This is a genomic window from Bradyrhizobium sp. Kon58, assembly GCF_055807455.1.
Map to the genome: position 1 here is coordinate 22350 of NZ_JBVVOT010000038.1, position 22979 is coordinate 45328.

Here is a 22979-nt window from a genome sequence, read left to right on the forward strand (position 1 = left end):
TCGATGAGAAACTTCCATTTCCCCGGCAGGTCCACGGTCCACGCCACCAACGCGATGGTGGCGACCTCGCATCCGCAGGCGTCGCTCGCCGCGATCGAGGTGCTGCGCGAGGGCGGCACGGCGGTGGACGCGGCCGTCGCGGGCTCGGCCATTCTCGGGGTGATCGAGCCGCAATCGACCGGCATAGGCGGCGACTGCTTTGCGCTGATCCAGCCGCGCGGCGAGGGCAAGATCATCGCCTATAACGGCTCCGGCCGCGCGCCGAAGGCGGCGAACGCCGATTGGTATCTCGAGCGCAAGATCAATTCCGTGCCGCTGACCTCGGCGCATGCAGTCTCGATCCCCGGCGTGATCGACGCCTTTGCGACCGTTTTGCGCGATCACGGCAAGTTCGGCTTCGACCGGCTGTTACAGCCCGCGATCAAGGCCGCCGAGGAAGGCTACGTCGTCGCCCCTCGCATCGCCTTCGACTGGAAGAACCAGTTCGAGAAGCTGAAGGCTGGCACCAACACCGAGCGCTATCTGTTGCCGCACGGTAGGCCGCCGGTGGCCGGCGACATCATCCGCCAGGCGGAGCTCGGCAAGACGCTGCGGGCGATCGCCAAGGACGGCCGCGACGCCTTCTACAAGGGCCCGATCGCGGAAGACATGGTGGAGACCCTGCGCGGAATCGGTGGCCTGCACACGCTCGACGATTTCGCCGCGCATACCACCGAAACGACGACGCCGATCGGTACCATGTACAAGGGCTACGACGTCTGGCAGTGCCCGCCGAACGGACCCGGCCTCACCATGCTGCTGATGCTGAACATCCTGTCGCGGTTCGACCTGACCAAATACGCGCCTCTCAGCGTCGAGCGCTTCCACCTCGAAGCCGAGGCCGCGCGCATCGCCTACATGCACCGCGAGCTGCATGTCGCCGATCCCGAGCATATGCAGGTCGAGGTCGCCAAGATCCTCGCCAAGGAATACTGCAACGAGCACATCGACAAGATCCGCATGGACGGCATGCTCGACCTGCCGAACGTCGCGCCGCCGATGAATCCCTCGACCATCTACATCACCGTCGTGGACAAGGACCGCAACGTCTGCTCGTTCATCAACTCGGTCGCGCATTCCTTCGGCTCGGCGATCGTCTCGAACAAGACCGGCATCCTGCTCCAGAACCGCGCCGGCGGCTTCCGCATCCAGCCCGGCCACCCGAATTGCATCGCCGGCGGCAAGCGTCCGCTGCACACGATCATGCCGAGCCTGCTCACCAAGGGCGGCCGTTCCGTGATGCCGTTCGCGGTGATGGGCGGACAGTATCAGCCGGTTGGCCAGACCCATGTCCTGACCAACATTCTCGATTATGGCTGCGACGTGCAGGAGGCGATCGATATGCCGCGCGGCCTGCATTACGAGGGCCAGTACCAGCTCGAGGACAGCGTGCCGGCCGATATCGTCGAAGGCCTGAAGAAACTCGGCCACAAGACCGCCAGCGTCGTCGGTCCGCTCGGCGGCGCGCAGGCGATCTGGATCGACTGGGACAAGGGCACGCTCACCGGCGGTTCCGATCCGCGCAAAGACGGTTGCGCGCTCGGCTACTGACCACCGCGCACCGGTTCCCGGCGCAAGATCAGGAAAAGTTGACGAAGGGGCGACGCGGCATTTGCTGCGTCGCCCTTTCTCGTTCGGAACGGAGCTCATTGCTTCAGGTTAAGGGCCGATGAGCGGTGCAGGCGTGCGCTGCTTGCCCGAAGCGGCGGAGGCCCTCCCATGTCCGAAAAACCAGGTTCCGGACCATCCGGATTCGATCGGCGCGCCTTCATGGCGGGCGCTGCCGGCAGTGCGCTGGTCCCGATGACGGCGCGTGCGGTCGCACAGGATGCGAGCGCGTCGGCCGCCCAGGATCCGGCGCTTCCCGTCGACGTCACGCTGCGGGTCAATGGCAAGGACAAGCGCCTGCGCATCGACGCGCGCACGACGGTCCTCGACGCGCTGCGGGAGCATCTCAAGCTCACCGGCAGCAAAAAGGGCTGCGACCACGGCCAATGTGGTGCCTGTACGGTGCTGATCGACGATCGACGCGTGGTCTCGTGCCTGACGCTCGCGCTCGCGGCCGAGGGGCAGGAGATCACGACGATCGAAGGCCTTGCCACCGACGATCATCTGCATCCGATGCAGCAGGCCTTCGTCGACAACGACGCATTTCAATGCGGCTATTGTACGCCGGGCCAGATCATGTCCGCCGTGGCCTGCGTCAAGGAAGGGCATGCGGGCAGCGAGGCCGACATCCGCGAATACATGAGCGGCAACATCTGCCGCTGCGCCGCCTATCCCAACATCGTCGCCGCCGTGAAGCAGGCCGCGCCCGAGATCATGAAAGGCTAGGCGCATGCGACCGTTTTCGTATCAAAGGGCAACAGACCCCGACATGGCCGTGCAGGCGCTCAGCGCTGCCGCGGCCGCGAACAATCCGCTGACCAAGGCTACTGCGCAGCCGCTCGCGGGCGGCACCACGCTGATCGACCTGATGAAGCTCGACGTGATGCGGCCCGCCGCGATCGTCGATATCAATCCGCTTGCGCGCAGCTGGTCGGCGATCGAGCTCGGCAGTGACGGCTTGCGGCTCGGCGCGCTGGCGAAGATGTCCGACGTGGCCGCGCATGCCGAGATCCAACGCAACTATCCGGTGATCGCGCATTCCTTGAAGCTCGCTGCCAGCGCCCAGCTGCGCAACATGGCGACGCTCGGCGGCAACGTGATGCAGCGAACGCGTTGCAGCTATTTCCGTGATGTCTCCTATGAGAATTGCAACAAGCGCAATCCTGGCTCGGGCTGTGCCGCCATGGATGGCGTCAACCGCATGCATGCGGTGCTCGGCACGTCCGATCAGTGCATCGCGACCTATCCCGGTGATTTTGCCCAGGCGCTGATCGCGCTCGATGCGAAGGTCGAGATCACCGGCAGGTCCGGCACGCGCAACCTGCCGTTCGCGGACTTGCACAAGGCGCCCGGCAGGACGCCCGACATCGAGACCACGCTTCAGCCCGGTGAGCTGATCTCTGCGTTCTCCGTTCACGGCCGCTGGCCGCGCTCGGTGTATCTCAAGGCGCGCGACCGGCAGTCCTACGAGTTCGCGCTGTCGTCGGCTGCGGTCGCGCTCGACGTGCAGGATGGCACGATCAGGGACGCGCGTGTCGCGCTCGGCGGCGTCGCCACCGTGCCGTGGCGGGCGCGCGAGGCGGAGGCGCTGCTGAAGGGACAGACATTCGACGACGGTCTGGCGCAGCGTGTGGCCGATGCCGCCTTTGCCGACGCCAAGGGCCGCCGGCACAACGGCTTCAAGATCGCGCTCGGCAAGCGCGTGGTGGCGCGCGCGCTCCAGCAGGCCGTAACGATGGAGATCTGATCATGACCGCTGCAGCTCCCGAGCCGAAAGCAAACATGGGCCGTGCCGTGCCGCGCTATGACGCGGCCGCAAAGGTCACGGGCCGGGCGACTTATGCGTCCGACATGCCGCTCGACAATCCAGCCTACGCAGTCCTGGTCACCAGCGCCATCGCCAAGGGCCGCATCGACGGTTTCGATCTCGATGATGCCAAGCGGGTCCGCGGCGTGATCGACATCGTTACGCACGAGAACGCTCCGAAGCTGAAGGAATCAAAACTGTTCAGCAATGGCGGCTATGCCGGCACCACGATCCAGCCGCTGAAATCGGCGGACATCGCCCATGACGGCCAGATCATCGCCGTCGTCATCGCCGAGAGTTACGAGGCGGCGCGCGAAGCCGCCAATCGCGTCAAGGTCAGCTACACGGCCGTGGCGCCGAGTGCGAGCTTCGAGTCGCCGGGGACCACCACGGCAGCGGCAAAGGGACAGAACGCACAGTTCAAGGAAGACCCGGAGGTCGGCGATTTCGCCAAGGCGTTCGACGCGGCCGAGGTCAAGCTCACCGCCTCCTATGAAACGCCGACCCAGCACCACAATCCGATGGAGCTGTTTACGACGAGCTGCGCCTGGATGGGCGACGAGCTCGTCATCTATGAGGGCAGCCAGTATGTCTACGGCCTGAAGAACGGCGTCGCCGAGCAGCTCGGCATCGACGCCGACAAGGTCCGCGTCGTCAATCCCTATGTCGGCGGCGGCTTTGGGTCGCGCGGCTCGATGACGCCCCGCACCGCCATCATCGCCGGCATTGCCAAACGCCTGAACCGGCCGATCAAGCTGGTGCCGACCCGTGACCAGGGTTTCACCATCGCGACCTATCGCGCCGAGACGCGCCATGAGATCAGGCTCGGTGCGGGTCGGGACGGCAAGCTGGTGGCTTTGAGGCATGACGGCGCGGAGGTTTCGTCGCGTCCGGATGCCTATTGTGTCGGCGGCACCAAGACGACGACGCGGCTCTATGCCTGCCCGAACGTCGCAAGTCTGGTGTCGATCGTGCGCGCCGACCGCAACACGCCCGGCTTCATGCGCTCCCCGCCGGAGGTGCCGTATCTCTTCGCGCTGGAGAGCGCGATGGACGAGCTCGCGGTGAAGCTGAACATGGATCCCGTCGAGCTCCGCCGCATCAACGACACCAATGTCGAGCCGATCGGCGGCAAGCCCTACACGTCGCGGTCATTGATGGCGTGCTTCGACGAGGCCGCGAAGGCGTTCGGCTGGTCGCAGCGCTCGCCGCAGCCGAAATCGATGTCGGACGGCGACTGGCTGGTCGGCTATGGCTGTGCCGCCACCTGCTATCCGACGCAGATGGCGCCCTCTGCCGCACGCGTTCGCCTCCAGCGCGACGGCCGTACCCGGGTCGAGATCGCCGGTCACGAGATCGGCACCGGTGCCTATACCGTCATCGCCCAGACCGCGGCCGAGCGGCTCGGCGTGCCCCTGGAGAAGGTCGCGGTCTTCCTGGGTGACAGCGATCTGCCGCCGGCGCCTGTTGCCGGCGGTTCGAACTCGACTGCGAGCACCTGCTCGGCGGTGATGATGGTGTGCGACCGGATTCGTCAAAGGCTGTTCAAGGCCGTGATGCCGGGCGACAGTCTCGCCGACAAGGCCAAGGAGACTGTCGGTATCAGCCAGGCGCCGAGCACGCAGGCGGCGCAGAGCGATCGTCCACTCGATCTCGAGAAGGCCTTCGACGCGCTCGGCGTCGGCATCGTCGAGGAATATGGCGAGTGGAAGCCCGAAGGCGCGCCGCTGGATTCCTTCACGGCGATGCACAGCGGGCACGCGCGGCTCGTCGGTGGCCATCAGATGAAGGACAAGGTCGCCTATGCCTTCGGTGCCGAGTTCGTCGAGGTCCGCGTCAACCGCTTTACCCATGAAATTCGCTGCCCCCGGCTGGTGGGTGCGTTCGCGGCGGGCCGCATCATGAATCCGCGCACGGCGCGCAGCCAGCTCATGGGCGGCCTGATCTGGGGCATGTCCTCGGCGCTGCTGGAGGCCACCGAGATCGACGAGCGCAATGCGCGCTACGTCAACGACAATCTTGCCGACTATCTGGTGCCCGTGAATGCCGACGTGCCCGGTGTCGAGGTGTTGCTGCTTTCCGAGCAGGACGATCACATCAACCCGGCAGGCGTGAAGGGCCTCGGCGAGCTCGCCAATGTCGGCACCAATGCGGCGATCTGCAATGCGATCTATCACGCCACGGGCCAGCGTATTCGCAAGCTGCCCGTGCGACTCGAAAATATCGAGGTGTGAGGGGTGGAAACGGCGTCGGCGTTGCGCTAGACACCTTGCGCCTCAAACGGAAGGTCTCTTATGCAGCGTTTACAGCGCGTGCTCCTCGCCATCATGTCGGCACTCGCGATCACCGTGATCGCCGGCGTGTCCGATTTCGTTTCCACCACGGCCTCGGCCCAGACCGCAGGGAAGACCATGACCACAGCTTCAGGTTTGCAGATCACCGACAGCGTCGCTGGCACCGGCGCTTCGCCCAAGCCCGGCCAGATCTGCGTGATGCACTACACCGGCTGGCTCTACGAGAATGGCCAGAAGGGCAAGAAATTCGACTCGTCGGTTGACCGCAACGAGCCGTTCGAATTCCCGATCGGCAAGGGGCGCGTCATCGCCGGCTGGGACGAGGGTGTTGCCTCCATGAAGGTCGGCGGCAAGCGTACGCTGATCATTCCGCCGCAGCTCGGCTATGGCGCCCGCGGCGCAGGCGGCGTAATCCCGCCAAACGCGACGCTGATGTTTGACGTGGAATTGCTCGGGGTGAAGTAAGCCCGCAAACAAAAAGACCGGCCTCTCGGCCGGTCTTTTCGCTTTCAGTGCGACGGTGTCATCTCGTCTTATTCCGTCGCGCGCTTGGCCGCAGCGGCTGCGCGATCGACCGCATCCTTCGCGGCGTCCTTGGCGTCGCCCATGGCCTGCTGGCCCTTGCCCTTCACTTCCTGGACTGCACCTTCACCCTTCAGGCGCTCGGACCCGGTGGCTTCACCGACGCCCTGCTTGGCCTTGCCCATTGCCTCGTTTGCGGTGCCCTTGATCTTGTCGGTCGTGCTACCCATGAAACTCTCCTCGCGTTTTGCTCGCTAGGACAACGTTCGACGGCTATGAGGGTTCCGATTTTGTTATGGCTCGATGTCGCGGCTTTGGGTTAGTTTGCCGCACACGGAACCAACAGAAAGCAAGTCTCATGACCGGCCATGACCATTCGCATTCCCACCATGACCACGATCACGACGATCGCTGGAAACATGACGGCGTGCGCGTCATTCCCGGCAACCAGCTCGATACCAACGTTCCGTCGACGGCGGGCATGGACCGCGCGGCCGCGATCAATTTCGCGCGCGTCGGTGCGCAGAAATTGTGGGCGGGTACGGTCAGCATCAAGCCCGACGCCAAGACCGGTGCGCACCACCACGGCCATCTCGAAAGCGTCATCTACGTGGTGAAGGGCAAGGCGCGGATGCGCTGGGGCGAGAGCCTGCAATTCACCGCGGAAGCCGGCCCCGGCGACTTCATTTTCGTCCCGCCCTATGTGCCGCATCAGGAGATCAACGCCAGCGCGGACGAGGTGCTGGAATGCGTCCTGGTGCGCAGCGACGGCGAGGCGGTCGCGGTCAACCTCGACATCGAGCCGATCGAGAAGCCCGAGACCGTGCTGTGGGTCGATCCCATTCACCGCGATCCGAACGAAAAGAAGTGAGAAGCGCCTGAAAGCCGGCGGGTTCTGTGCGACAGAACCTCGCAGGCAAGGGTCCAAAAAAAGATCCGGAAGCCGTGTCGGATCGCCGCCTGGCCGTCCGTCCTTGGGCAGAACCCCGCCCAAGGAGCTCCGATGCCCAGGATGATTTTCCTCAATCTGCCCGTGACCGACCTCAAGCGCGCCACTGCCTTTTACGAGGCGGTCGGTGCGACCAGGAACCCGCAATTCAGCGACGAAACAGCGAGCTGCATGGTCTTTTCCGAGACCATCTACGCGATGCTGACGACCCACGAGAAATTCCGTCAGTTCACGCCGAAGCCGATCTCGGATGCAAAGACCTCAAACCAGGCGCTGTTCTGCCTGTCTGCCGATAGCCGGACCGAGGTCGACGATATCGTCAGCAGGGCCGAGGCTGCAGGCGGGGTCGCCGATCCCAGCCCGAAAGACGAATACAGTTTCATGTACGGCCGCAGCTTCGAGGATCCGGACGGCCACATGTGGGGCGTGAACTGGATGGACATGGCAGCCTTCGCGGCGCAGTCCGAGATGGCGAACGCCTGATCCAAGCCCCACAACAGCAAGAAACCGAAGAGGAGCATTCACGATGTCCAAGCTCGTTCCCTGCATGTGGTTCAACGGCGATGCCGAGGAAGCCGCGAAATTCTACGTCTCGCTCGTTCCGAATTCGGAGATTACGCACGTTCAGCGCAACGTTTCAGATGGCCCGTCCGGCAAGGAAGGCTCCGTGCTCGTCGTCGAATTCTCGGTGGCGGGACAGCCTTTGGTCGCGCTCAACGGCGGCATGAAGATGGAATACACCCACGCGATCTCGCTGATGATCAATTGCGACGATCAGGCCCAGGTCGACAGCGTCTGGAATGCGTTCCTAGCCCATGGCGGCAAGGAAGAGCAGTGCGGCTGGCTCAGGGATCGCTGGGGCGTGGCCTGGCAGGTCGTGCCGAAGGTGATGTTCGAATTCCTTTCGAGCCCCGACAAGGCGGCTGCCGCACGCGCGATGCAGGCCATGATGAAGATGGTCAAGCTGGACGTGGAAACCTTGCGCCGCGCGTTCGAGGGCAAGTCGGCGGCGTGAAGGGCGTGCCCTTGCCGCATACTCACTGTCATCGCCCGGCTTGACCGGGCGATCCGGTACGCCGAGACGGTCGTTGGTCAATCGATAGGCCGCGGCGTCCTGGATGCCCCGGTCGAGCCGGGGCACGACAGCGGAATTTGAGGCGAAGGCTCCGCCGCTAATAATTGATCCGCAGCCCCACGCCGCCATGGATGGTGTTGCCGACCGGCTGCGGGCCGAGCGTGCCGTTGGCGAACAGGTCCACGATCCAGCCCTTCTGCACGCGGAAGCCGAGCCGCCCGCCATATTCGAACCAGCCCTGGTTGCCCATGGTCGGCACTACCACGCCGTCGCCGGTCACGGTGGCAACGATGCCGCTGTGGGCAGCGAACGACTGCACCCAGCCGCCATTGATGTTGGCCTCGATATTGCTGCCGTAGAGATGCGTCCACTGGCCCCCGATCTTGACCAGGCTGGTGCGGTCGTTGCCGGTCGCGATGCTGGCGTCGAACGGATTGAACGCCACTGCGCTGTCGGTGTAGCCTGAGACGCGCTGCCAGAGCTGCCAGACCTCGATCGAGGCGGCGACCTCGTCGCGGGGCGACACGCGACTTATCCAGCCGGCGCGGCCGTAGACGGCGTAGTTCGCGGCGTTGGTCGAACTCGTGACGCTCACCGGGCCGAGGCTGGTGTTGTAGCTGCGGGTGTAGCGCGCCTTCTCCCACGGCGTCAGGATCGTGCCGACGTCGAAGAACGGACGCGACGAGCCCCAGTCGGTGAAGTCATAGCGCAGCGCGAATGCGCCGATCGGCGCGCTGGTGATGTTGTAGCCGCCTTCGCTGTATTGCGTGTAGGCGATGCCGGCGAGCAGCGACAGATTGTTGGTCAGCTCCTTGCGGCCGTGGATGCCGGCCGAGAACGAGCCGGCGGAGCCGAACGCGCTGACGCAGTTGCTGCAATTGACCTGCTCGTTCACGCCGAGCAGCACCGTGCCGAGCACCCGGTTGGTGATCATCTGGTTGAAGCGCTGATTGGCAAGGCCGCCGATCGAGCCGCCGCTGGAATCCGCGCCGGTTGGCGTCGGCGTCGGGCTCGGCGAGGAGGACGGAAAAGGGCTCGGCGACGATGACGGGTAGGGGCTGGGCGAGGGCGAGGGGCTGTAGGTCGGCGTCGGTGAATATGTCGGCGAAGGGGAGGGCGTCGGCTCTCCGCACTCGGACTCGCAAATCGTGGCGGCGGCTGCCGCACGGCCATCGAACGCGGCAAACGCAAACGTAGCCGCGGCGGTCAGCACGCTCGCGACAATGAAGCGCCTGACGTTGAATACCGCCATCGTCAGCGTCCGCACAGCATGCCGTCGTCATGGACGGCGGGCGTGATGGTCGGCGACGCGTCCGCATATTGGTTGACCGCGCACAGTCCCGCGCTCGCGGCACAGGTCGCGGCAAAGGTCCAGGGCGGCGTATTGGTTTTACTGATAGAGACCTTGCCGCCGGTCGAGGTGATGATTGCGGTGTCGCCGGGCTGGGTGAGCTGCACGCATTGTTGGCTCGTCGTGCAGACACTGGCGGCGCCGTCCTGCAGCACGACGACCGAGCGGCCGCGCTGGGACAGGATATCGAGCGTGGTTCCGCGCACGCCGATGGTCGCGAGCGGGGTCGTGATCTTGTAGGCGGTCTTCTCGGAATGTCCCGTGACGAAACGGAATGCGCCGGTCGTCATGCGGATTGCGACGTCGCGATAGCTGTGCTCGTCGTTGAAGACGGTGCGGTCGAGTTTGAGCGTCGCGCTCGGACCGAGCGACAGATTGGTGCTGTCGGCCATCACGAAGCGCGCCGCGCTGCCGGCGCCGGTGCGCACGGTCTCGTCCCGCAGCATGCTGTCGCCGACGCTGATCGGCGTCGTTGTCGTGGCGACGCGAACGACTTCATTCTGAATCACGACGGCTTCACCGACGCGCGTCTGCGCCTGCGCGCAAGGGGCCACGCAAAAGGCGGTCGAGAAGAGCGTGGAGAAAAGCCAGAAACGCAAATTCATTTCGCAACCGATCGATGTGTCCCTGATCGTACCGGATCAGGCGCGCTTGCGATGTGGCGGAATTATCACAAGCAGCGCGAGACCTGCGTTATGCTTAGTGACAGTTGCGGCAGAATGCGTTCAATGAAAACTGCGATGTCTATTATTCTCCGCGGTGACGCAAATTTGCCACGCAAAACATCCCCACAAATGCGATTCGACTTGCCGGCGGTTCCGAAGGTGTCGCGGAGCGCAGTGATTGCTGTCGCGATTTTCCTGGTCGCGCATCTCGCATTGCTGATCGGCCTCTCGACGCCGGAGAAGTTCGTCTTCGACGAGGTGCACTACGTGCCGGCGGCGCGGCAGATGCTGGCACCATCGATGTCGCAGCCGATGCTCAATCCGATGCATCCGCCATTGGCGAAAGAGCTGATCGCGCTATCGATCGCGGTCTTCGGCGACACCGCGCTGGGCTGGCGCTATCCCGCGGCGTTGTTTGGCGCCCTCGCGATCGTCGCGATCTATCTGTGCGGCCTCGCACTGTTCGCCCCGCAAGGGCCTGCGATCGCCGCTGCGCTGATCGCCGGCTGCAACCAGATGCTGTACGTGCAGGCGCGCGTCGCGATGCTCGACATTTTTGCGCTCGGCTTCGGCCTGCTCGCAATTGCCGCCTTCATGCACGGTTTTCGAAAGGATCGTCCTCATGCGTTGTTCGCGGCTGCCGGCAGCCTGTTCGGCTGCGCTGCGGCCTGCAAATGGAGCGGCCTCTTTCCGCTCGGAATCTGCATCGTCATCGTCGCGGTGATCCGCCTGATGCAGGGCTGGCACACTATGTTTGCCGACGCGAAGCCGGGGGATTGGTACCGGCCCGATCTCTGGCCCGACTTCAGACTACATCACGTCGTGCTCTGCTTCATCGTCCTGCCCGCGGCGACATATCTTGCGGCCTTCGTCCCGCTCTACGGCGTGTCGCTGCCGGATCTGGTCGAGGCGCAGCGCCGGATCTTCGCCGACAACACCACCACTGCCATCGCCGGCCACACCTATATGAGCGCGTGGCCGTCATGGCCGCTGCTCGCGCGCCCGGTGTGGTTCCTGTTCGACAAGGGCGCGGACGACAATGTCTCCGCGATCGTCTTCCTCGGTAATCCCCTGGTGCTGTGGCCGGCGCTGCTCGCGCTCGCCGTCGTGCTGCGCGACTTCGTCGTCGCGCGTCGCCGGGATGCGTTCCTGATCGCAGTCTTCTATTTCGGATCCTGGCTAGCCTGGGCGTTGCTGCCGCGCACGCTCGCCTTCATCTATTACTATCTGCCGGCCGCGACCGTGGCGTCGCTCGCGCTGGTGTACGTGCTGCGCCGGGACGGTCTGCCACGCTGGCTGTTGTGGGCCTATGTCGCGGTCGCGGCAGCAGGCTTTGCCGCCATGCTGCCGATCTCGGCGGCCTTCGTCGGCACGTCGATGCAGACCTTCAACCGGCTGATGCTCTTCCAAAGCTGGATATGACATCGCCGCCTGCCGGGGGAACGGCAGGCGGCGCCTTTATGGGCGATGACCTGTGAATTACTTCGACGCGGTCTTGGTGTCCATGTTCACGACCTGAACGCGGCGGTTGATCGGGTCGGCGCCGTTGGCGGTGTCCTTCAGCTTGGTCTTGCCGTAGCCGACGGTGACGAGATCGGTGCCGGTGAGGCCGTAATTCTGCACCAAATATTTCTTGATGGTGTCAGCCCGCCGCTCGGAGAGCCCCTGATTGTATCCCTCGGTGCCGACCGCATCGGTGTGGCCGGCGACCACGAAGGTCGAGCCCTTCAGCGAGGGGTCGGACAGCGCCTTGCCGAGCGCCTGCACCGACGGCACTGACGTCTTGGCGATGTCGGCCGAGTTGTAGTCGAACTGGATCTCCAGATCGATCTTCGGCTTGGTCGCGGCGAGCTCGGCAATCTGCTCGCGCTCGCCCGTCGACAGCGACCGCGTCGAGCGGTTGCGCACGGTGTTCAGGAACGTCGATTCCTTGGCCTGCACCGCCGGATCGGCCTGCGGACCTGCGGACAGACCGCGGGTCGCCGGCTTCGGCTTCAATGCATCCAGAATCTGGTTGGTAGAGACATTGCCGTCGCCAGCCATAGCCAAGCCGGCTGTCATCGACAGAATTGCCGAGAGGGTCATCGCCTTCAGTGCAAAAGACTTATTGAAACGGGTCATTGTCGTATCCTCGCTGTGACGCCTGATGGCTATTTGATGCTGCAAGCATAGGGCAGGTTCAAAACCCCTGGTGTGATCTTGGTCACGGTGGAAACGGGGCCCTCCGGGGCCATGCAGCGAATTTCAAGCGGTTTCGGGTTCATGGAGGGCCGACCCACGGTCCGCTCCAAGGACGAATGCTGACGCGTGAAGAGAGTGGTCGCATGCTGCCCGCCGAGCGTTCGAGCCGTCGCAGCCCGGTCGTGATCCGCATCACTGAGGACCGCGCGCCCAGGTGCCGCTCGGGTGCCGGGGCCCGGTTCACTCAGGGAAACCTGTGCTGACCGATTGTCGCAAAGCCGTCGCGTGATGGCCTGTCTGCGGACAATTTTTCGGCCAGATGGACGCCTAGGGCGGAGCCTCCGACAAGCGCAACGAAGGGAGCCGAGTTCCATCCAGTGCCGAGGCCAAGTGATTACCAGTTCTATCGCAGTGGCCCGCCGGATCGGACCGTGTCCCTGAGCTCCATGCCCATATACATCGGCGCGGCGATGATCGCGGTGGCGATCCTGCTGTCGACACTGATCACGGGGCTGACCTCCCGCTATGTCGGGTTTCAAGCGCCGACCGACGAGAACATGTGGCTGGTCGATCGTCTCACCGGCAGTGTCTATCGCTGCCAGGCGGAGGAGCGCGGCAAGGCATCGTGCGAACCCGATGTCGCAACAGGCAGCGTTGGCGACCGGTCCAAAGCCCCGAAAGCTGGCCGCTGAGCCCTCCGCCTTCGCAGCGCAGCAAGAAAATTGTCTTCTCCCCGAAACGTCTTCGCCGGAGAATACGTATTGCGAAGGCCGGTATGACGCCGGCTTCGTTTTACGGAGGAGACTTTTCGATGAAAATCTTGCTCACAGCCGCCGCTTTTGTCGCGTTCACGCTTTCCCTTTCACCGGCATCCGCCGCCATGATGGCGTGCACCGGCGATAACATGATGAAATCGACAGCCATGATGATGGGCACGGCCGATACCCCGGCCAAGGTCGCGGCCAACAAGGAAATGGCCATGGCCAATACCGATATGAGCAATGGCAAGATGAAGGGCGGCTGCATGCATTACATGAAGGCGCAGAAAGCCATGATGATGAAATAGGGCCTCGGCCAAGCCAAGCGGCCGCGCTGTCAGCAGATGGCAGCGCGGCTTTTCTTTTGCTGAATCCGGTCCGCTTCTTTCTCCCGGCGCGAATTCCGCTACATTCCCTCCTGCAATGTCCCGCGCGCCCAAACCGATCCCACTCACTACGACACAGGCCCGGCAAATCTGGCTTCATGCTCAGCGGCTGGACGAGCGCGCGCCGTTCGGTGACGGCGCGCAAGCCGTCTCCGACGCGGTCGCCCATCTCGGCTATGTGCAGATCGACACCATCAACGTGATCGAGCGCTGCCATCACCACATCCTGTTCAGCCGGATCCCGTCCTACCGCCGCGCCGACCTGCGCCACGCCCAGAGCGTCGACAAGAGCGTCTTTGAATATTGGACGCATGCGCTGTCCTACGTGCCGGCCGGCGACTTCCGCTTCTTCCTGCCGGCGATGCGCGAGCACCGTCGTGAGGGGCACAAATGGTTCGCCTCGGTGAAGCCTGCCGACATGCGCAAGGTGATGCGGCTGGTGCGCGCCGGTCCGCTGACGATCCGCGACATCGAGGACGACGTGCTCACCGAGAAGGAGCATCTCTGGCAAAGCCGAAAGCCCTCGAAGCGGGCATTGCAGCTCGCCTTCTATACGGGGGCCGTGACCGTCAGCGAACGCCAGGGCATGCTCAAGACCTATGAGCTGATGACCCGCCATTTCGGCTGGGACAAGCTGCCGAAGCCGGCGTCGGCAAAGGACATCACGGCCTATCTGCTCGATCGTGCGCTGCGATCGCAAGGTGTCGTGAGCCTTGATTCGGTCTGCCATCTCGACGCGCCGCGCAAGACGGCGGTGGCTGCCCTGATCGCCTCGCGCGTCCGCCGTGGCGAGCTCGTGCCTGTGGCCATCGACGGTGCCGGCAAGCAGGAGCACTGGGCACTGCCTTCTGCGCTCAAGCCGGACGAGCGCGCGCCGCCGGATCTCGTCCATATCCTCTCGCCGTTCGATCCGCTGATCATCCAGCGCAAGCGCACCAATCTCATCTTCGGCTACAACCATTTGTTCGAGGCCTATGTGCCGAAGGCCAAACGCAAGCTCGGCTATTTCGCGCTGCCCGTGCTGGTCGGCGACGAGATCGTCGCCGCGCTCGATCTGAAGACCGATCGGCAGGCGAAGAAGCTGCTGATGCAGAAATGGACCTGGGTCGGCGAGGGGAAGAAGACCGCGGGGCGCAAGGAGCTGAAAGGGAAGATCGAGGAGGAGCTCGATCGTTTTGAGAAGTTTCAACTGGCGGAGTGAAATGCGCCTCGTCGGTCTGTAGGGTGGATTAGCGAAGCGTAATCCACCTCTTTCACTTCCGCGGAGACAAACGGTGGTGGGTTACGCTGCGCTAACCCACCCTACGCACCCTGGCGAGCCGATCGATCCAAACGCCGAACGCAATCCCACCGCGTAAGCCAGCAAATTCCACAGCGAGAAGATGCGCCCGAGCAGCAGCGCCCCGGCCGTGGTCAGCCGGAACGCGTCGAGCCAAGGCATGTGCACCAGTCGGGAGAATTCGACCACGACCGCGATCGCCATTGCGATGGCTGCGATCTGTGTCCGTGACAGCCGCGGCAGCAAGACCCCGACCAGCAGAAGCACCATCGTTGCCCACAGCAGCGAGCCGCCGTATTTCACCACGAAGGCCGGCAGGCCGAGCGGAAAGCCGTACCAGCGCAGCGAGAGTCCGCAGGCAATAACCACCAGCGCCAGACCGGCGCGGATCAGCGATGTCCGTAACGGCGCAATGGGTTTGACCGGTTGCGCCTGATGCATTGCTTGCTCCATTGACTCTTTTGCGGTGATGCTCAAAACCCCGGATCAGCCCATAAAAGCAACAACCCCGGGGGAAGCTATGAGCCAGACCACGACCTATGCCGGTTCGACCGGCGCAGCCAAGTCGGAAATCGAGACCTCGACGATCCGCGCCATCTCCTGGCGCCTGATCCCTTTCCTGGTGCTGGCCTACTTCTTCTCCTATCTCGATCGCGTCAATCTCGGCTTCGCCGCGTTGACCATGAATGCCGAGCTGAAATTCACGCCGCTAATCTTCTCCTGGGGTGCCGGCATCTTCTTCATCGGCTATTTCATCTTCGAAGTTCCGAGCAATCTGGCGCTGGAGAAGTTCGGCGCCAGCCGCTGGATCGCCCGCATCATGGTGACCTGGGGCATCATCTCGGCGCTGATGGCGCTCACGAGCGGCGTCACGAGCTTCTACGTGCTGCGCTTCCTGCTCGGCGTCGCCGAAGCCGGCTTCTTCCCCGGCATCATCCTCTATCTCACTTATTGGTATCCGGCCGAATATCGCGCCCGCTTCCTCGCAGCCTTCGCCATCGCCGTGCCGGTCTCCACCGTGATCGGCGCCCCGGTCTCGGGCCTGCTGCTCGGCCTCGACGGCGCGATGGGCCTGAAGGGCTGGCAGTGGCTGTTCATCATCGAAGGCATTCCCTCGGTGCTGCTCGGCATCGTCACCTGGTTTTATCTCACCGACAGGCCGGAGAAGGCGGATTGGCTCTCGGCCGAGCAGAAGGCCTGGCTCAAGACCAAGCTCGATGCCGAGATCGCGGCCAAGCAGGCGGTGAAGCATTTGTCGCTCAGTGAGGCGCTGACCTCACCGAAGGTGATCATGCTCGCCCTGGTCTATTTCGGCTTCGTCGGCGCGCTCTATGGCATGCAGTTCTGGCTGCCGCAGATCGTCAAGGCGTTCGGCCTCACCAACGCCCAGACCGGCTTCGTCACCGCGATCCCCTATTTGTTCGGCACCATCGCGATGATCCTGTGGGCGCGGCATTCCGATGCCACGCGCGAGCGCGTGATGCATGTCGGCGCGCCGTTGCTGCTCACCGCCATCGCGCTCGGCGTCTCCTCCTATCTCACCGACCCCACCCTGACGATGATCGTGCTGACGGTCGCCGCGATCGGCGTGTTCTGCTGCTTCGGCGTGTTCTGGACCCTGCCGACCGCCTGGCTCTCCGGCACGGCGGCGGCCGGCGCCATCGCCCTGATCAACTCGATCGGCAATCTCGCCGGCTTCGGCGGGCCCTATCTGATCGGCTGGGTCAAGGAAGCCACCGGCCAGACCTCGAGCGGACTGTTCGTGCTCGCGGTGCTGCCGCTGATCGCCGGCATCCTGGTCTTCATCGGCGGCCACGACAGCAAGCACGAGTTCGCCGAACAGGGGCGATAGCCTCGAAAATCGCCCTGGCGAAAGCCAGGGCCCATTTCCGCCTGGCCCTCCGGAGGGCCCGCGGCGCGACGCTTTCTTCTAACAGCCCAGACTTCCGCCAAGGGCAGCCGCGGAGGTTACCACCTCTTAACGATCACGCTTTCCTGATGACTGACGAATGTTGACTTTCATCAGTGATTAGTCGACATTCCTCTCATTGCAGCCGAGGGAGTGTCCTCCGATGTTCGTCCGATCCGTTTTATCCAGCTATTCGAGGCTCTTGGCTGGTGTTTCGCTGGCGCTGATGGCTGCCGCCCTCGCGGGGTGCAATGACACCGTCGCTGAAAAGGCCGAGCCGCCGCGGCCGGTTCTCGTCGCCACCGCGCACTACGATGCCGAAAAGCCCGAGCGCAGCTTCGTCGGCACCATCAGGCCGCGGATCGAGAGCGATCTGGGCTTTCGGGTCGCCGGGAAGGTCGCCAAGCGTCTGGTTGAAGTCGGCCAGACCGTCGAAATCGGCCAGCCGCTCGCGGTCCTCGATGAGGTCGATCTGAAGCTCCAGGCCGAGCAAGCCGTCGCCGAGCAGACCGCTGCGACCGGCGTGCTGGCCCAGGCCGCCGCCGCCGAGCAGCGCGCCAAGGATTTGAAGGCCAAGGGCTGGACTACCGACGCGCAGCTGGATTCGAGCCGCGCCGCCGCCGATGAGGCCCGCGCCCGCCTGAACCGGGCCGAGCGCTCGGTCGAGCTGACCAACAATTCCCTTTCCTACGCGACGCTCAACGCCGACGCCCGTGGCGTCGTCACTGCAACGCTGATCGAGCCTGGCCAGGTGGTTGCCGCAGGCCAGACCTCGATCCGTGTCGCCCGCTTTGCCGAAAAGGAAGCGGTCGTCGCGATCCCTGAGACGCTGGTCGGACGTGCCAAATCGGGCGCCGCCAGCGTCACACTTTGGTCTGAGCCGGGCAAGAAATATACGGCCAAGCTGCGCGAGATCGCGCCCACTGCGGATCCTGCCACGCGCACCTATCTCGCCAAATTTTCGCTGCCCGAGGCCGACGACAAGGTTTCGCTCGGCATGACCGCAACGCTGACGCTGTCCGACGCTGCGACCGAGCGCGTCGCGCGGCTGCCGCTGTCGGCACTGTTCAACGAAGGCGGCAAACCGTCTTTCTACGTCGTTGACGACAACGGCGGGGTCACGCTGAAGCCGGTGACGGTGAAGTCCTACGAGAGCAACGACGTCGTCGTCACCGGCGGTGTCGAAGAGGGCGCCAAGATCGTCGCCCTCGGTGTGCAGAAGCTCGATCCGGCCCAGAGGGTGCGGATCGTGTCGTCACTGTCCTTTTAAGTCTCGCTTACGAGTTACGTCGTGTGAGGTGAGTTTCGGCCCGAGCGCAAATGCTTTGGCTGAAGCGGCGAAGCGATCCAGAACCTGCCCAGCCCCCTGGATTGCTTCGCTGCCTCGCGACGACGCGTTGAACAAGGTGGCTGTCGTTTTTTGCAACCGGATCATCTTTGGAGAGTGCGATGAAGCGCTTCAATCTTTCGGCCTGGGCCGTCAGCCATCCGACGCTGATCCTGTTCCTGATGCTCATTCTCGGCGTGGCCGGGTTCTTCTCCTATCAGAAGCTCGGCCGCGCCGAGGATCCGTTCTTCACGGTCAAGGTGGTCAACGTCTCCGTGCTCTGGCCGGGCGCGACCGCGCAGGAGATGCAGGCCCAGGTCGCCGATCCCATCGAGAAGAAGATCCAGGAACTGCCCTACTTCGAGAAGGTGCAGACTTATTCCAAGCCCGGCTTCACTGCGCTCCAGGTCACCTTCCGCGATTCCACGCCGCCGAAGGACGTGCCGTATCTCTTTTATCTGCTGCGCAAGAAGCTGGCCGACGTGCAGGGCCAGCTGCCCGCAGGGATTCTCGGGCCCGTCGTCAACGACGAATTCTCCGACGTCGATTCCATCCTCTACATGATGACCGGCGACGGCGCCGACTACGCCCAGCTCAAGAAGGTCTCGGAGGGTTTTCGTCAGCGCCTCCTGAAGGTGCCGGGCGTGACCAAGGTCGACGTCTACGGCAACCAGGATGAGCGCATCTTCGTCGAGTTCAGCCATGCCAAGCTCGCCACTCTCGGCATCACGCCGCAGGCGCTGTTCGATTCGCTGGCCAAGCAGAACAACGTGACGCCGGCCGGCACGGTCGAGACCTCGTCGCAGCGCGTGCCGCTGCGCGTCACCGGTGCGCTCGACGGCGCCAAGGCCGTCGCCGAAACCCCGGTCGAGAGCAATGGCCGCGTGTTCCGCCTCGGCGACATCGCCACCGTCACCCATGGCTACGTCGACCCGCCGAGCTTCATCGTGCGCCAGGAAGGCAAGGCCGCGATCGGCATCGGCGTCGTCACCGCCAAGGGCGCCAACATCCTCGATCTCGGCAAGGAGGTTGAGAAGGCGACGGCTGAATTCATGAAGGCGGTGCCGCAGGGCGTCGACATCAAGCTGATCGCCGACCAGCCCAAAGTGGTCGAGCACGCCGTCAGCGAATTCGTGCACTCCTTCATGGAAGCCCTCGTCATCGTGCTGTTCGTGTCGTTCCTGGCACTCGGCTGGCGCACCGGCATCGTGGTCGCGCTGTCGGTGCCGCTGGTGCTCGGCATCGTCTTCGTCGTCATGAACACCATGTCGCTCGATCTGCACCGCATCACGCTGGGTGCGCTGATCATCGCGCTCGGCCTGCTGGTGGATGACGCCATCATCGCTGTCGAGATGATGGTGGTGAAGATGGAGCAGGGCTGGGACCGCATGCGTGCGGCGTCCTTTGCCTGGGAATCCACTGCGTTTCCGATGCTCACGGGAACGCTGGTCACGGCCGCTGGCTTCCTCCCCATCGGCTTTGCCAATTCCGCGGTCGGCGAATATGCCGGCAGCATCTTCTGGATCGTGGCGATCGCGCTGGTCGCGTCCTGGTTCGTGGCGGTGATCTTCACGCCCTATATCGGCGTCATGCTGCTGCCCAACATCAAGGTGCACCACAATCACGATCCTCACGCAGTCTACGAGACCCGCATGTATCGTGGCCTGCGCGCCATCGTGCAGTGGTGCGTCAATCACCGCATCACGGTGGTGGCCGCGACCGTCGGCGTCTTCATCGCCTCGATCGTCGGCTTCGGCCACGTCCAGCAGCAGTTCTTCCCGCTGTCCGAGCGCCCCGAGCTGTTCCTGCAGCTTCGCCTGCCCGAGGGCACCGCCTTCAACGTCACGGAAAAGGCGGTGAAGAAGGCCGAGACCATGCTCAAGGACGACAAGGACATCGAGACTTACACGGCCTATGTCGGGCAGGGCTCGCCGCGCTTCTGGCTCGGCCTCAATCCGCAGCTTCCGAACGAGGCTTTTGCCGAAATCGTCATCGTCGCAAAGGGCGTCGAGGCGCGCGAGCGCATCAAGGCCAAGCTTGAAAACGCCGTTGCCGACGGCGCGCTTAACGAAGCCCGCGTGCGCGTCGACCGCTTCAATTTCGGTCCCCCCGTTGGTTTTCCCGTGCAGTTTCGCGTCATCGGACCCGACGCCAACAAGGTGCGCGAGATCGCCTATCAGGTCCGCGACGTCATGCGGCAGAACAAGAGCGTCAAGGACGTCCAGCTCGACTGGAACGAGCAGTCGCCTTACCTCAAGCTCGTCGTCGACCAGGATCGCGCCCGCGCCATGGGCCTGACCCCGCAGGACGTGTCGCAGGCGCTGTCGATGCTGATCTCGGGCTCGCAGGTGACGACCGTGCGCGACGGCATCGAAAAGGTCGGCGTGGTCGCGCGCGCCGTCTCGTCCGAACGGCTCGACCTCGGCGCAGTCGGCGATCTCACCATCACCTCGCGCAACGGCGTGGCCGTGCCGCTGCAGCAGATCGCCAAGATCGAGTATGCCCACGAGGAGCCGATCATGTGGCGGCGTAACCGCGACATGGCAATCACCGTGCGCTCCGACGTCGTCGACGGCGTGCAGGCGCCCGACGTCACCGGCCAGATCGCGCCGAAGCTGAAGGCGATCAAGGACAATCTCGAGCCGGCCTACCGCATCGAAGCGGGCGGCGCGTTCGAGGAATCGGCCAAGGGTAACGCCTCGATCTTCATTCTCTTCCCGCTGATGGTCATGGTGATGCTGACGCTGCTGATGTTCCAGCTGCAGAGCTTCTCGCGCCTGATCCTGGTGTTCCTGACCGCGCCGCTCGGCATCGTCGGCGCCTCCTTCGGGCTCAACATCGCCAACGCCCCGTTCGGCTTCGTGGCGCTGCTCGGCCTGATCGCGCTCGCCGGCATGATCATGCGCAACGCCGTCATCCTCGTGGATCAGATCGAGACCGACGTTTCGCATGGCCTGACCCGCCGCGAAGCGATCGTCGAGGCCACCGTCCGCCGCGCCCGTCCGGTGGTGCTGACGGCGCTTGCCGCCATCCTCGCCATGATCCCGCTGTCGCGCTCGGCGTTCTGGGGACCGATGGCGATCACCATCATGGGCGGATTGTTCGTCGCGACCTTCCTGACGCTGCTGTACCTGCCGGGCCTCTATGCCCTCTGGTTCCGCAAGAGCCTGGATGAGGCAGGTACGCCCGAGCAGCCTGCCGCGCCGCAGCATGGGAGCGATGACCAGAACGCAATTCCGCTTGCTGAGGCGGCTGAATAAGTGAAGATGAACTGCTGATTGACGAGTCCTGACAGATGACACTGGTTTCGGAACATATCGAAGGGGACACCCGGGATCGTATTCTTGAGGTGGCCGAGCGGCTGTTCCGCCAGATCGGTTATCTCAAGACCACGGTCGGGGACATCGCCAAGGAGCTCAAGATGAGCCCCGCCAACGTCTATCGCTTCTTCGAATCGAAGAAGGCGATTCATCAGGCGGTAGCCCGTTCGCTGATGGGCGAGGTCGAGCTGGAAGCGCAGCGGATCGTGGCGAGGCCCGGTCCGGTACTGCCGCGCTTCCGCGAACTGCTCACCACCATCAATCGTATGAACACCGAGCGCTATGTCGGCGACAATAAGCTGCACGAGATGGTCGAGATCGCGATGCAGGAGGACTGGGACGTCTGCGTCAACCATATGGAGTGCATTGCCGGGGTCATCGGCCAGATGATCGCGCAAGGCGCGGCCTCCGGCGAGTTCGAGGCGCCGGACCTGCAACTGGCCGCGCTCTGCGCCTGCACCGCGATGATGCGCTTTTTCCACCCCCAGATGATCGCCCAGTGTGCCACCAAGCCGGGCCCGACCATCGACCAGATGATCGATTTCGTCATCGCGGGATTGTCCCCGCGGCACTGACGGGGCGGCGAATTTCCTCCTATAAGCAGGCTGCCCTCGGATTTATCGGCCGGGACGGGCCAGGACGGATCAACACACTCCGTCATTGCGAGCGCAGCGAAGCAATCCAGACTGTCTCTGCGGAGGGATTCTGGATTGCTTCGCTGCGCTCGCAATGACGAAAAGGAAAAGCGCGTGACCGACAAAGACCTGCACTTCTACGAACCCGCCAAGGGCCACGGCCTCAAGCACGATCCCTTCAACGCCATCGTCGCGCCGCGGCCGATCGGCTGGATCTCGTCGCGCGACACCAAAGGCCATGTCAACCTCGCGCCCTACAGCTTCTTCAACGCGTTCTGCTATGTCCCCCCGATCATCGGCTTCTCCTCCACAAACTGGAAGGATACGGTGAAGAACATCCAGCAGACCGGCGAGTTCGTCTGGAATCTCGCCACCATGGACCTGGCCAGGCACATGAACGCGACCGCGGCGCACGTTGGCCCTGAGGTCGACGAGTTCGAGGTTGCCGGCCTCACCGCCGTGCCCGGCAGGCTCGTCAACGTGCCGCGCGTCGGCGAGAGTCCCGTCGCGTTCGAATGCAAGGTGTCCGATATCGTCCGCCTCAAGGGCGCCGACGGCAAGGAAGCCAATGCCTGGTTGACGCTCGGCGAGGTCGTTGCCGTTCACATCGACAAGGCCATGATCAAGGACGGCGTCTACCAGACCGCCGCCGCCCGCCCGATCGTTCGGGCCGGCCGCAGCGGGGATTATTTCGAGATCAAGCCGGAAAACATGTTCGAGATGGTCCGGCCGGACTGATCTGGTCGCTCTCGGCTCCCGCTTTTCACCGCGCTCCTCCCCCGGAACTGCCACCACGCCTCGGCCGTTATGGCTCTGTGCGGCTGCCCGGCCGCGTCAATTCGCGTCTTTTCGCAGGCGAAGTGTTCACCGCCGC

At 64.0% G+C, this 22979-nt stretch carries 21 protein-coding genes and 1 pseudogene; 17 read left to right on the forward strand and 5 right to left on the reverse strand.

Annotated features, from left to right (window positions below; translation table 11 throughout):
• Positions 1 to 3 precede the first annotated feature (3 nt).
• The 5 genes from ggt (at position 4) to AC0L20_RS35460 (ending at position 6213) form a co-directional block, all read left to right on the forward strand.
• Positions 4 to 1590 carry a gamma-glutamyltransferase gene (gene ggt / locus AC0L20_RS35440; RefSeq protein ID WP_473295049.1) on the forward strand — a complete coding sequence of 529 codons (1587 nt, stop codon included), beginning with the start codon at positions 4 to 6 and terminating at the stop codon, positions 1588 to 1590.
• A gap of 168 nt (positions 1591 to 1758) precedes the next feature.
• The gene (locus AC0L20_RS35445; protein WP_473295050.1) at positions 1759 to 2373 is read left to right on the forward strand and encodes a (2Fe-2S)-binding protein; all 615 of its coding nucleotides are present in this window, start codon (positions 1759 to 1761) and stop codon (positions 2371 to 2373) included.
• A gap of 4 nt (positions 2374 to 2377) precedes the next feature.
• Positions 2378 to 3394 (forward strand): FAD binding domain-containing protein, encoded by a 1017-nt coding sequence (locus tag AC0L20_RS35450; protein WP_473295051.1) that lies wholly within the window; start codon positions 2378 to 2380, stop codon positions 3392 to 3394.
• A 2-nt stretch (positions 3395 to 3396) separates the two neighbouring features.
• Positions 3397 to 5688 (forward strand): xanthine dehydrogenase family protein molybdopterin-binding subunit, encoded by a 2292-nt coding sequence (locus tag AC0L20_RS35455; protein ID WP_473295052.1) that lies wholly within the window; start codon positions 3397 to 3399, stop codon positions 5686 to 5688.
• A 60-nt stretch (positions 5689 to 5748) separates the two neighbouring features.
• Positions 5749 to 6213 (forward strand): FKBP-type peptidyl-prolyl cis-trans isomerase, encoded by a 465-nt coding sequence (locus AC0L20_RS35460; RefSeq protein WP_007606926.1) that lies wholly within the window; start codon positions 5749 to 5751, stop codon positions 6211 to 6213.
• Positions 6214 to 6281: 68 nt separating this feature from the next.
• On the opposite strand, the gene AC0L20_RS35465 is transcribed toward AC0L20_RS35460, so the two are convergent.
• A complete protein-coding gene (locus AC0L20_RS35465; protein WP_007606928.1) occupies positions 6282 to 6500 on the reverse strand; it encodes a CsbD family protein in 219 nt (72 codons plus the stop codon).
• Positions 6501 to 6628: 128 nt separating this feature from the next.
• Here AC0L20_RS35465 and AC0L20_RS35470 point away from each other — a divergent pair, with 128 nt between their 5' ends.
• From AC0L20_RS35470 to AC0L20_RS35480, 3 genes are all read left to right on the forward strand, one after another.
• Complete coding sequence (locus tag AC0L20_RS35470) at positions 6629 to 7141, forward strand: cupin domain-containing protein (RefSeq protein ID WP_473262780.1); 513 nt, start codon at positions 6629 to 6631, stop codon at positions 7139 to 7141.
• Between the two features lie 132 nt (positions 7142 to 7273).
• Positions 7274 to 7702 carry a VOC family protein gene (locus tag AC0L20_RS35475; RefSeq protein ID WP_473295053.1) on the forward strand — a complete coding sequence of 143 codons (429 nt, stop codon included), beginning with the start codon at positions 7274 to 7276 and terminating at the stop codon, positions 7700 to 7702.
• A gap of 43 nt (positions 7703 to 7745) precedes the next feature.
• The gene (locus AC0L20_RS35480; RefSeq protein ID WP_473295054.1) at positions 7746 to 8234 is read left to right on the forward strand and encodes a VOC family protein; all 489 of its coding nucleotides are present in this window, start codon (positions 7746 to 7748) and stop codon (positions 8232 to 8234) included.
• A 157-nt stretch (positions 8235 to 8391) separates the two neighbouring features.
• Here AC0L20_RS35480 and AC0L20_RS35485 read toward each other — a convergent pair whose 3' ends face one another.
• Together AC0L20_RS35485 and AC0L20_RS35490 are read right to left on the reverse strand one after the other, a co-directional pair.
• Positions 8392 to 9546: a hypothetical protein gene (locus AC0L20_RS35485; RefSeq protein WP_473295055.1), complete on the reverse strand. Its 1155-nt coding sequence runs from the start codon at positions 9544 to 9546 to the stop codon at positions 8392 to 8394.
• 2 nt (positions 9547 to 9548) lie between these two features.
• Positions 9549 to 10250 carry a FecR family protein gene (locus AC0L20_RS35490; protein WP_456765656.1) on the reverse strand — a complete coding sequence of 234 codons (702 nt, stop codon included), beginning with the start codon at positions 10248 to 10250 and terminating at the stop codon, positions 9549 to 9551.
• 51 nt (positions 10251 to 10301) lie between these two features.
• Here AC0L20_RS35490 and AC0L20_RS35495 point away from each other — a divergent pair, with 51 nt between their 5' ends.
• Complete coding sequence (locus tag AC0L20_RS35495) at positions 10302 to 11732, forward strand: phospholipid carrier-dependent glycosyltransferase (RefSeq protein ID WP_473295056.1); 1431 nt, start codon at positions 10302 to 10304, stop codon at positions 11730 to 11732.
• Between the two features lie 57 nt (positions 11733 to 11789).
• Here the strand turns inward: AC0L20_RS35495 and AC0L20_RS35500 are convergent, their stop codons facing one another.
• Positions 11790 to 12431: an OmpA family protein gene (locus AC0L20_RS35500; protein ID WP_473295057.1), complete on the reverse strand. Its 642-nt coding sequence runs from the start codon at positions 12429 to 12431 to the stop codon at positions 11790 to 11792.
• Positions 12432 to 12937: 506 nt separating this feature from the next.
• Here AC0L20_RS35500 and AC0L20_RS35505 point away from each other — a divergent pair.
• The 3 genes from AC0L20_RS35505 (at position 12938) to AC0L20_RS35515 (ending at position 14836) form a co-directional block, all read left to right on the forward strand.
• Positions 12938 to 13183 carry a hypothetical protein gene (locus AC0L20_RS35505; RefSeq protein ID WP_473262787.1) on the forward strand — a complete coding sequence of 82 codons (246 nt, stop codon included), beginning with the start codon at positions 12938 to 12940 and terminating at the stop codon, positions 13181 to 13183.
• Between the two features lie 119 nt (positions 13184 to 13302).
• Positions 13303 to 13557 carry a hypothetical protein gene (locus AC0L20_RS35510; protein WP_456765653.1) on the forward strand — a complete coding sequence of 85 codons (255 nt, stop codon included), beginning with the start codon at positions 13303 to 13305 and terminating at the stop codon, positions 13555 to 13557.
• A 115-nt stretch (positions 13558 to 13672) separates the two neighbouring features.
• Positions 13673 to 14836, forward strand: coding sequence for a winged helix-turn-helix domain-containing protein (locus tag AC0L20_RS35515; protein WP_473295058.1), 1164 nt, complete (start codon positions 13673 to 13675; stop codon positions 14834 to 14836).
• Positions 14837 to 14927: 91 nt separating this feature from the next.
• Here AC0L20_RS35515 and AC0L20_RS35520 read toward each other — a convergent pair.
• Positions 14928 to 15355, reverse strand: a pseudogene (locus tag AC0L20_RS35520) (ribosomal maturation YjgA family protein).
• A gap of 79 nt (positions 15356 to 15434) precedes the next feature.
• Here AC0L20_RS35520 and AC0L20_RS35525 point away from each other — a divergent pair.
• From AC0L20_RS35525 to AC0L20_RS35545, 5 genes are all read left to right on the forward strand, one after another.
• Positions 15435 to 16766 carry an MFS transporter gene (locus tag AC0L20_RS35525; RefSeq protein ID WP_473295059.1) on the forward strand — a complete coding sequence of 444 codons (1332 nt, stop codon included), beginning with the start codon at positions 15435 to 15437 and terminating at the stop codon, positions 16764 to 16766.
• Between the two features lie 220 nt (positions 16767 to 16986).
• On the forward strand, positions 16987 to 18093 hold the full coding sequence (locus AC0L20_RS35530; protein WP_456765650.1) for an efflux RND transporter periplasmic adaptor subunit: 1107 nt from the start codon (positions 16987 to 16989) through the stop codon (positions 18091 to 18093).
• A gap of 179 nt (positions 18094 to 18272) precedes the next feature.
• Entirely contained in the window at positions 18273 to 21410 is a 3138-nt protein-coding gene (locus AC0L20_RS35535; protein WP_473295060.1) for an efflux RND transporter permease subunit, read from the forward strand.
• A 35-nt stretch (positions 21411 to 21445) separates the two neighbouring features.
• Positions 21446 to 22045: a TetR/AcrR family transcriptional regulator gene (locus AC0L20_RS35540; protein ID WP_106945200.1), complete on the forward strand. Its 600-nt coding sequence runs from the start codon at positions 21446 to 21448 to the stop codon at positions 22043 to 22045.
• A gap of 174 nt (positions 22046 to 22219) precedes the next feature.
• Positions 22220 to 22843 carry a flavin reductase family protein gene (locus tag AC0L20_RS35545; protein WP_473295061.1) on the forward strand — a complete coding sequence of 208 codons (624 nt, stop codon included), beginning with the start codon at positions 22220 to 22222 and terminating at the stop codon, positions 22841 to 22843.
• Positions 22844 to 22979: the final 136 nt, after the last annotated feature.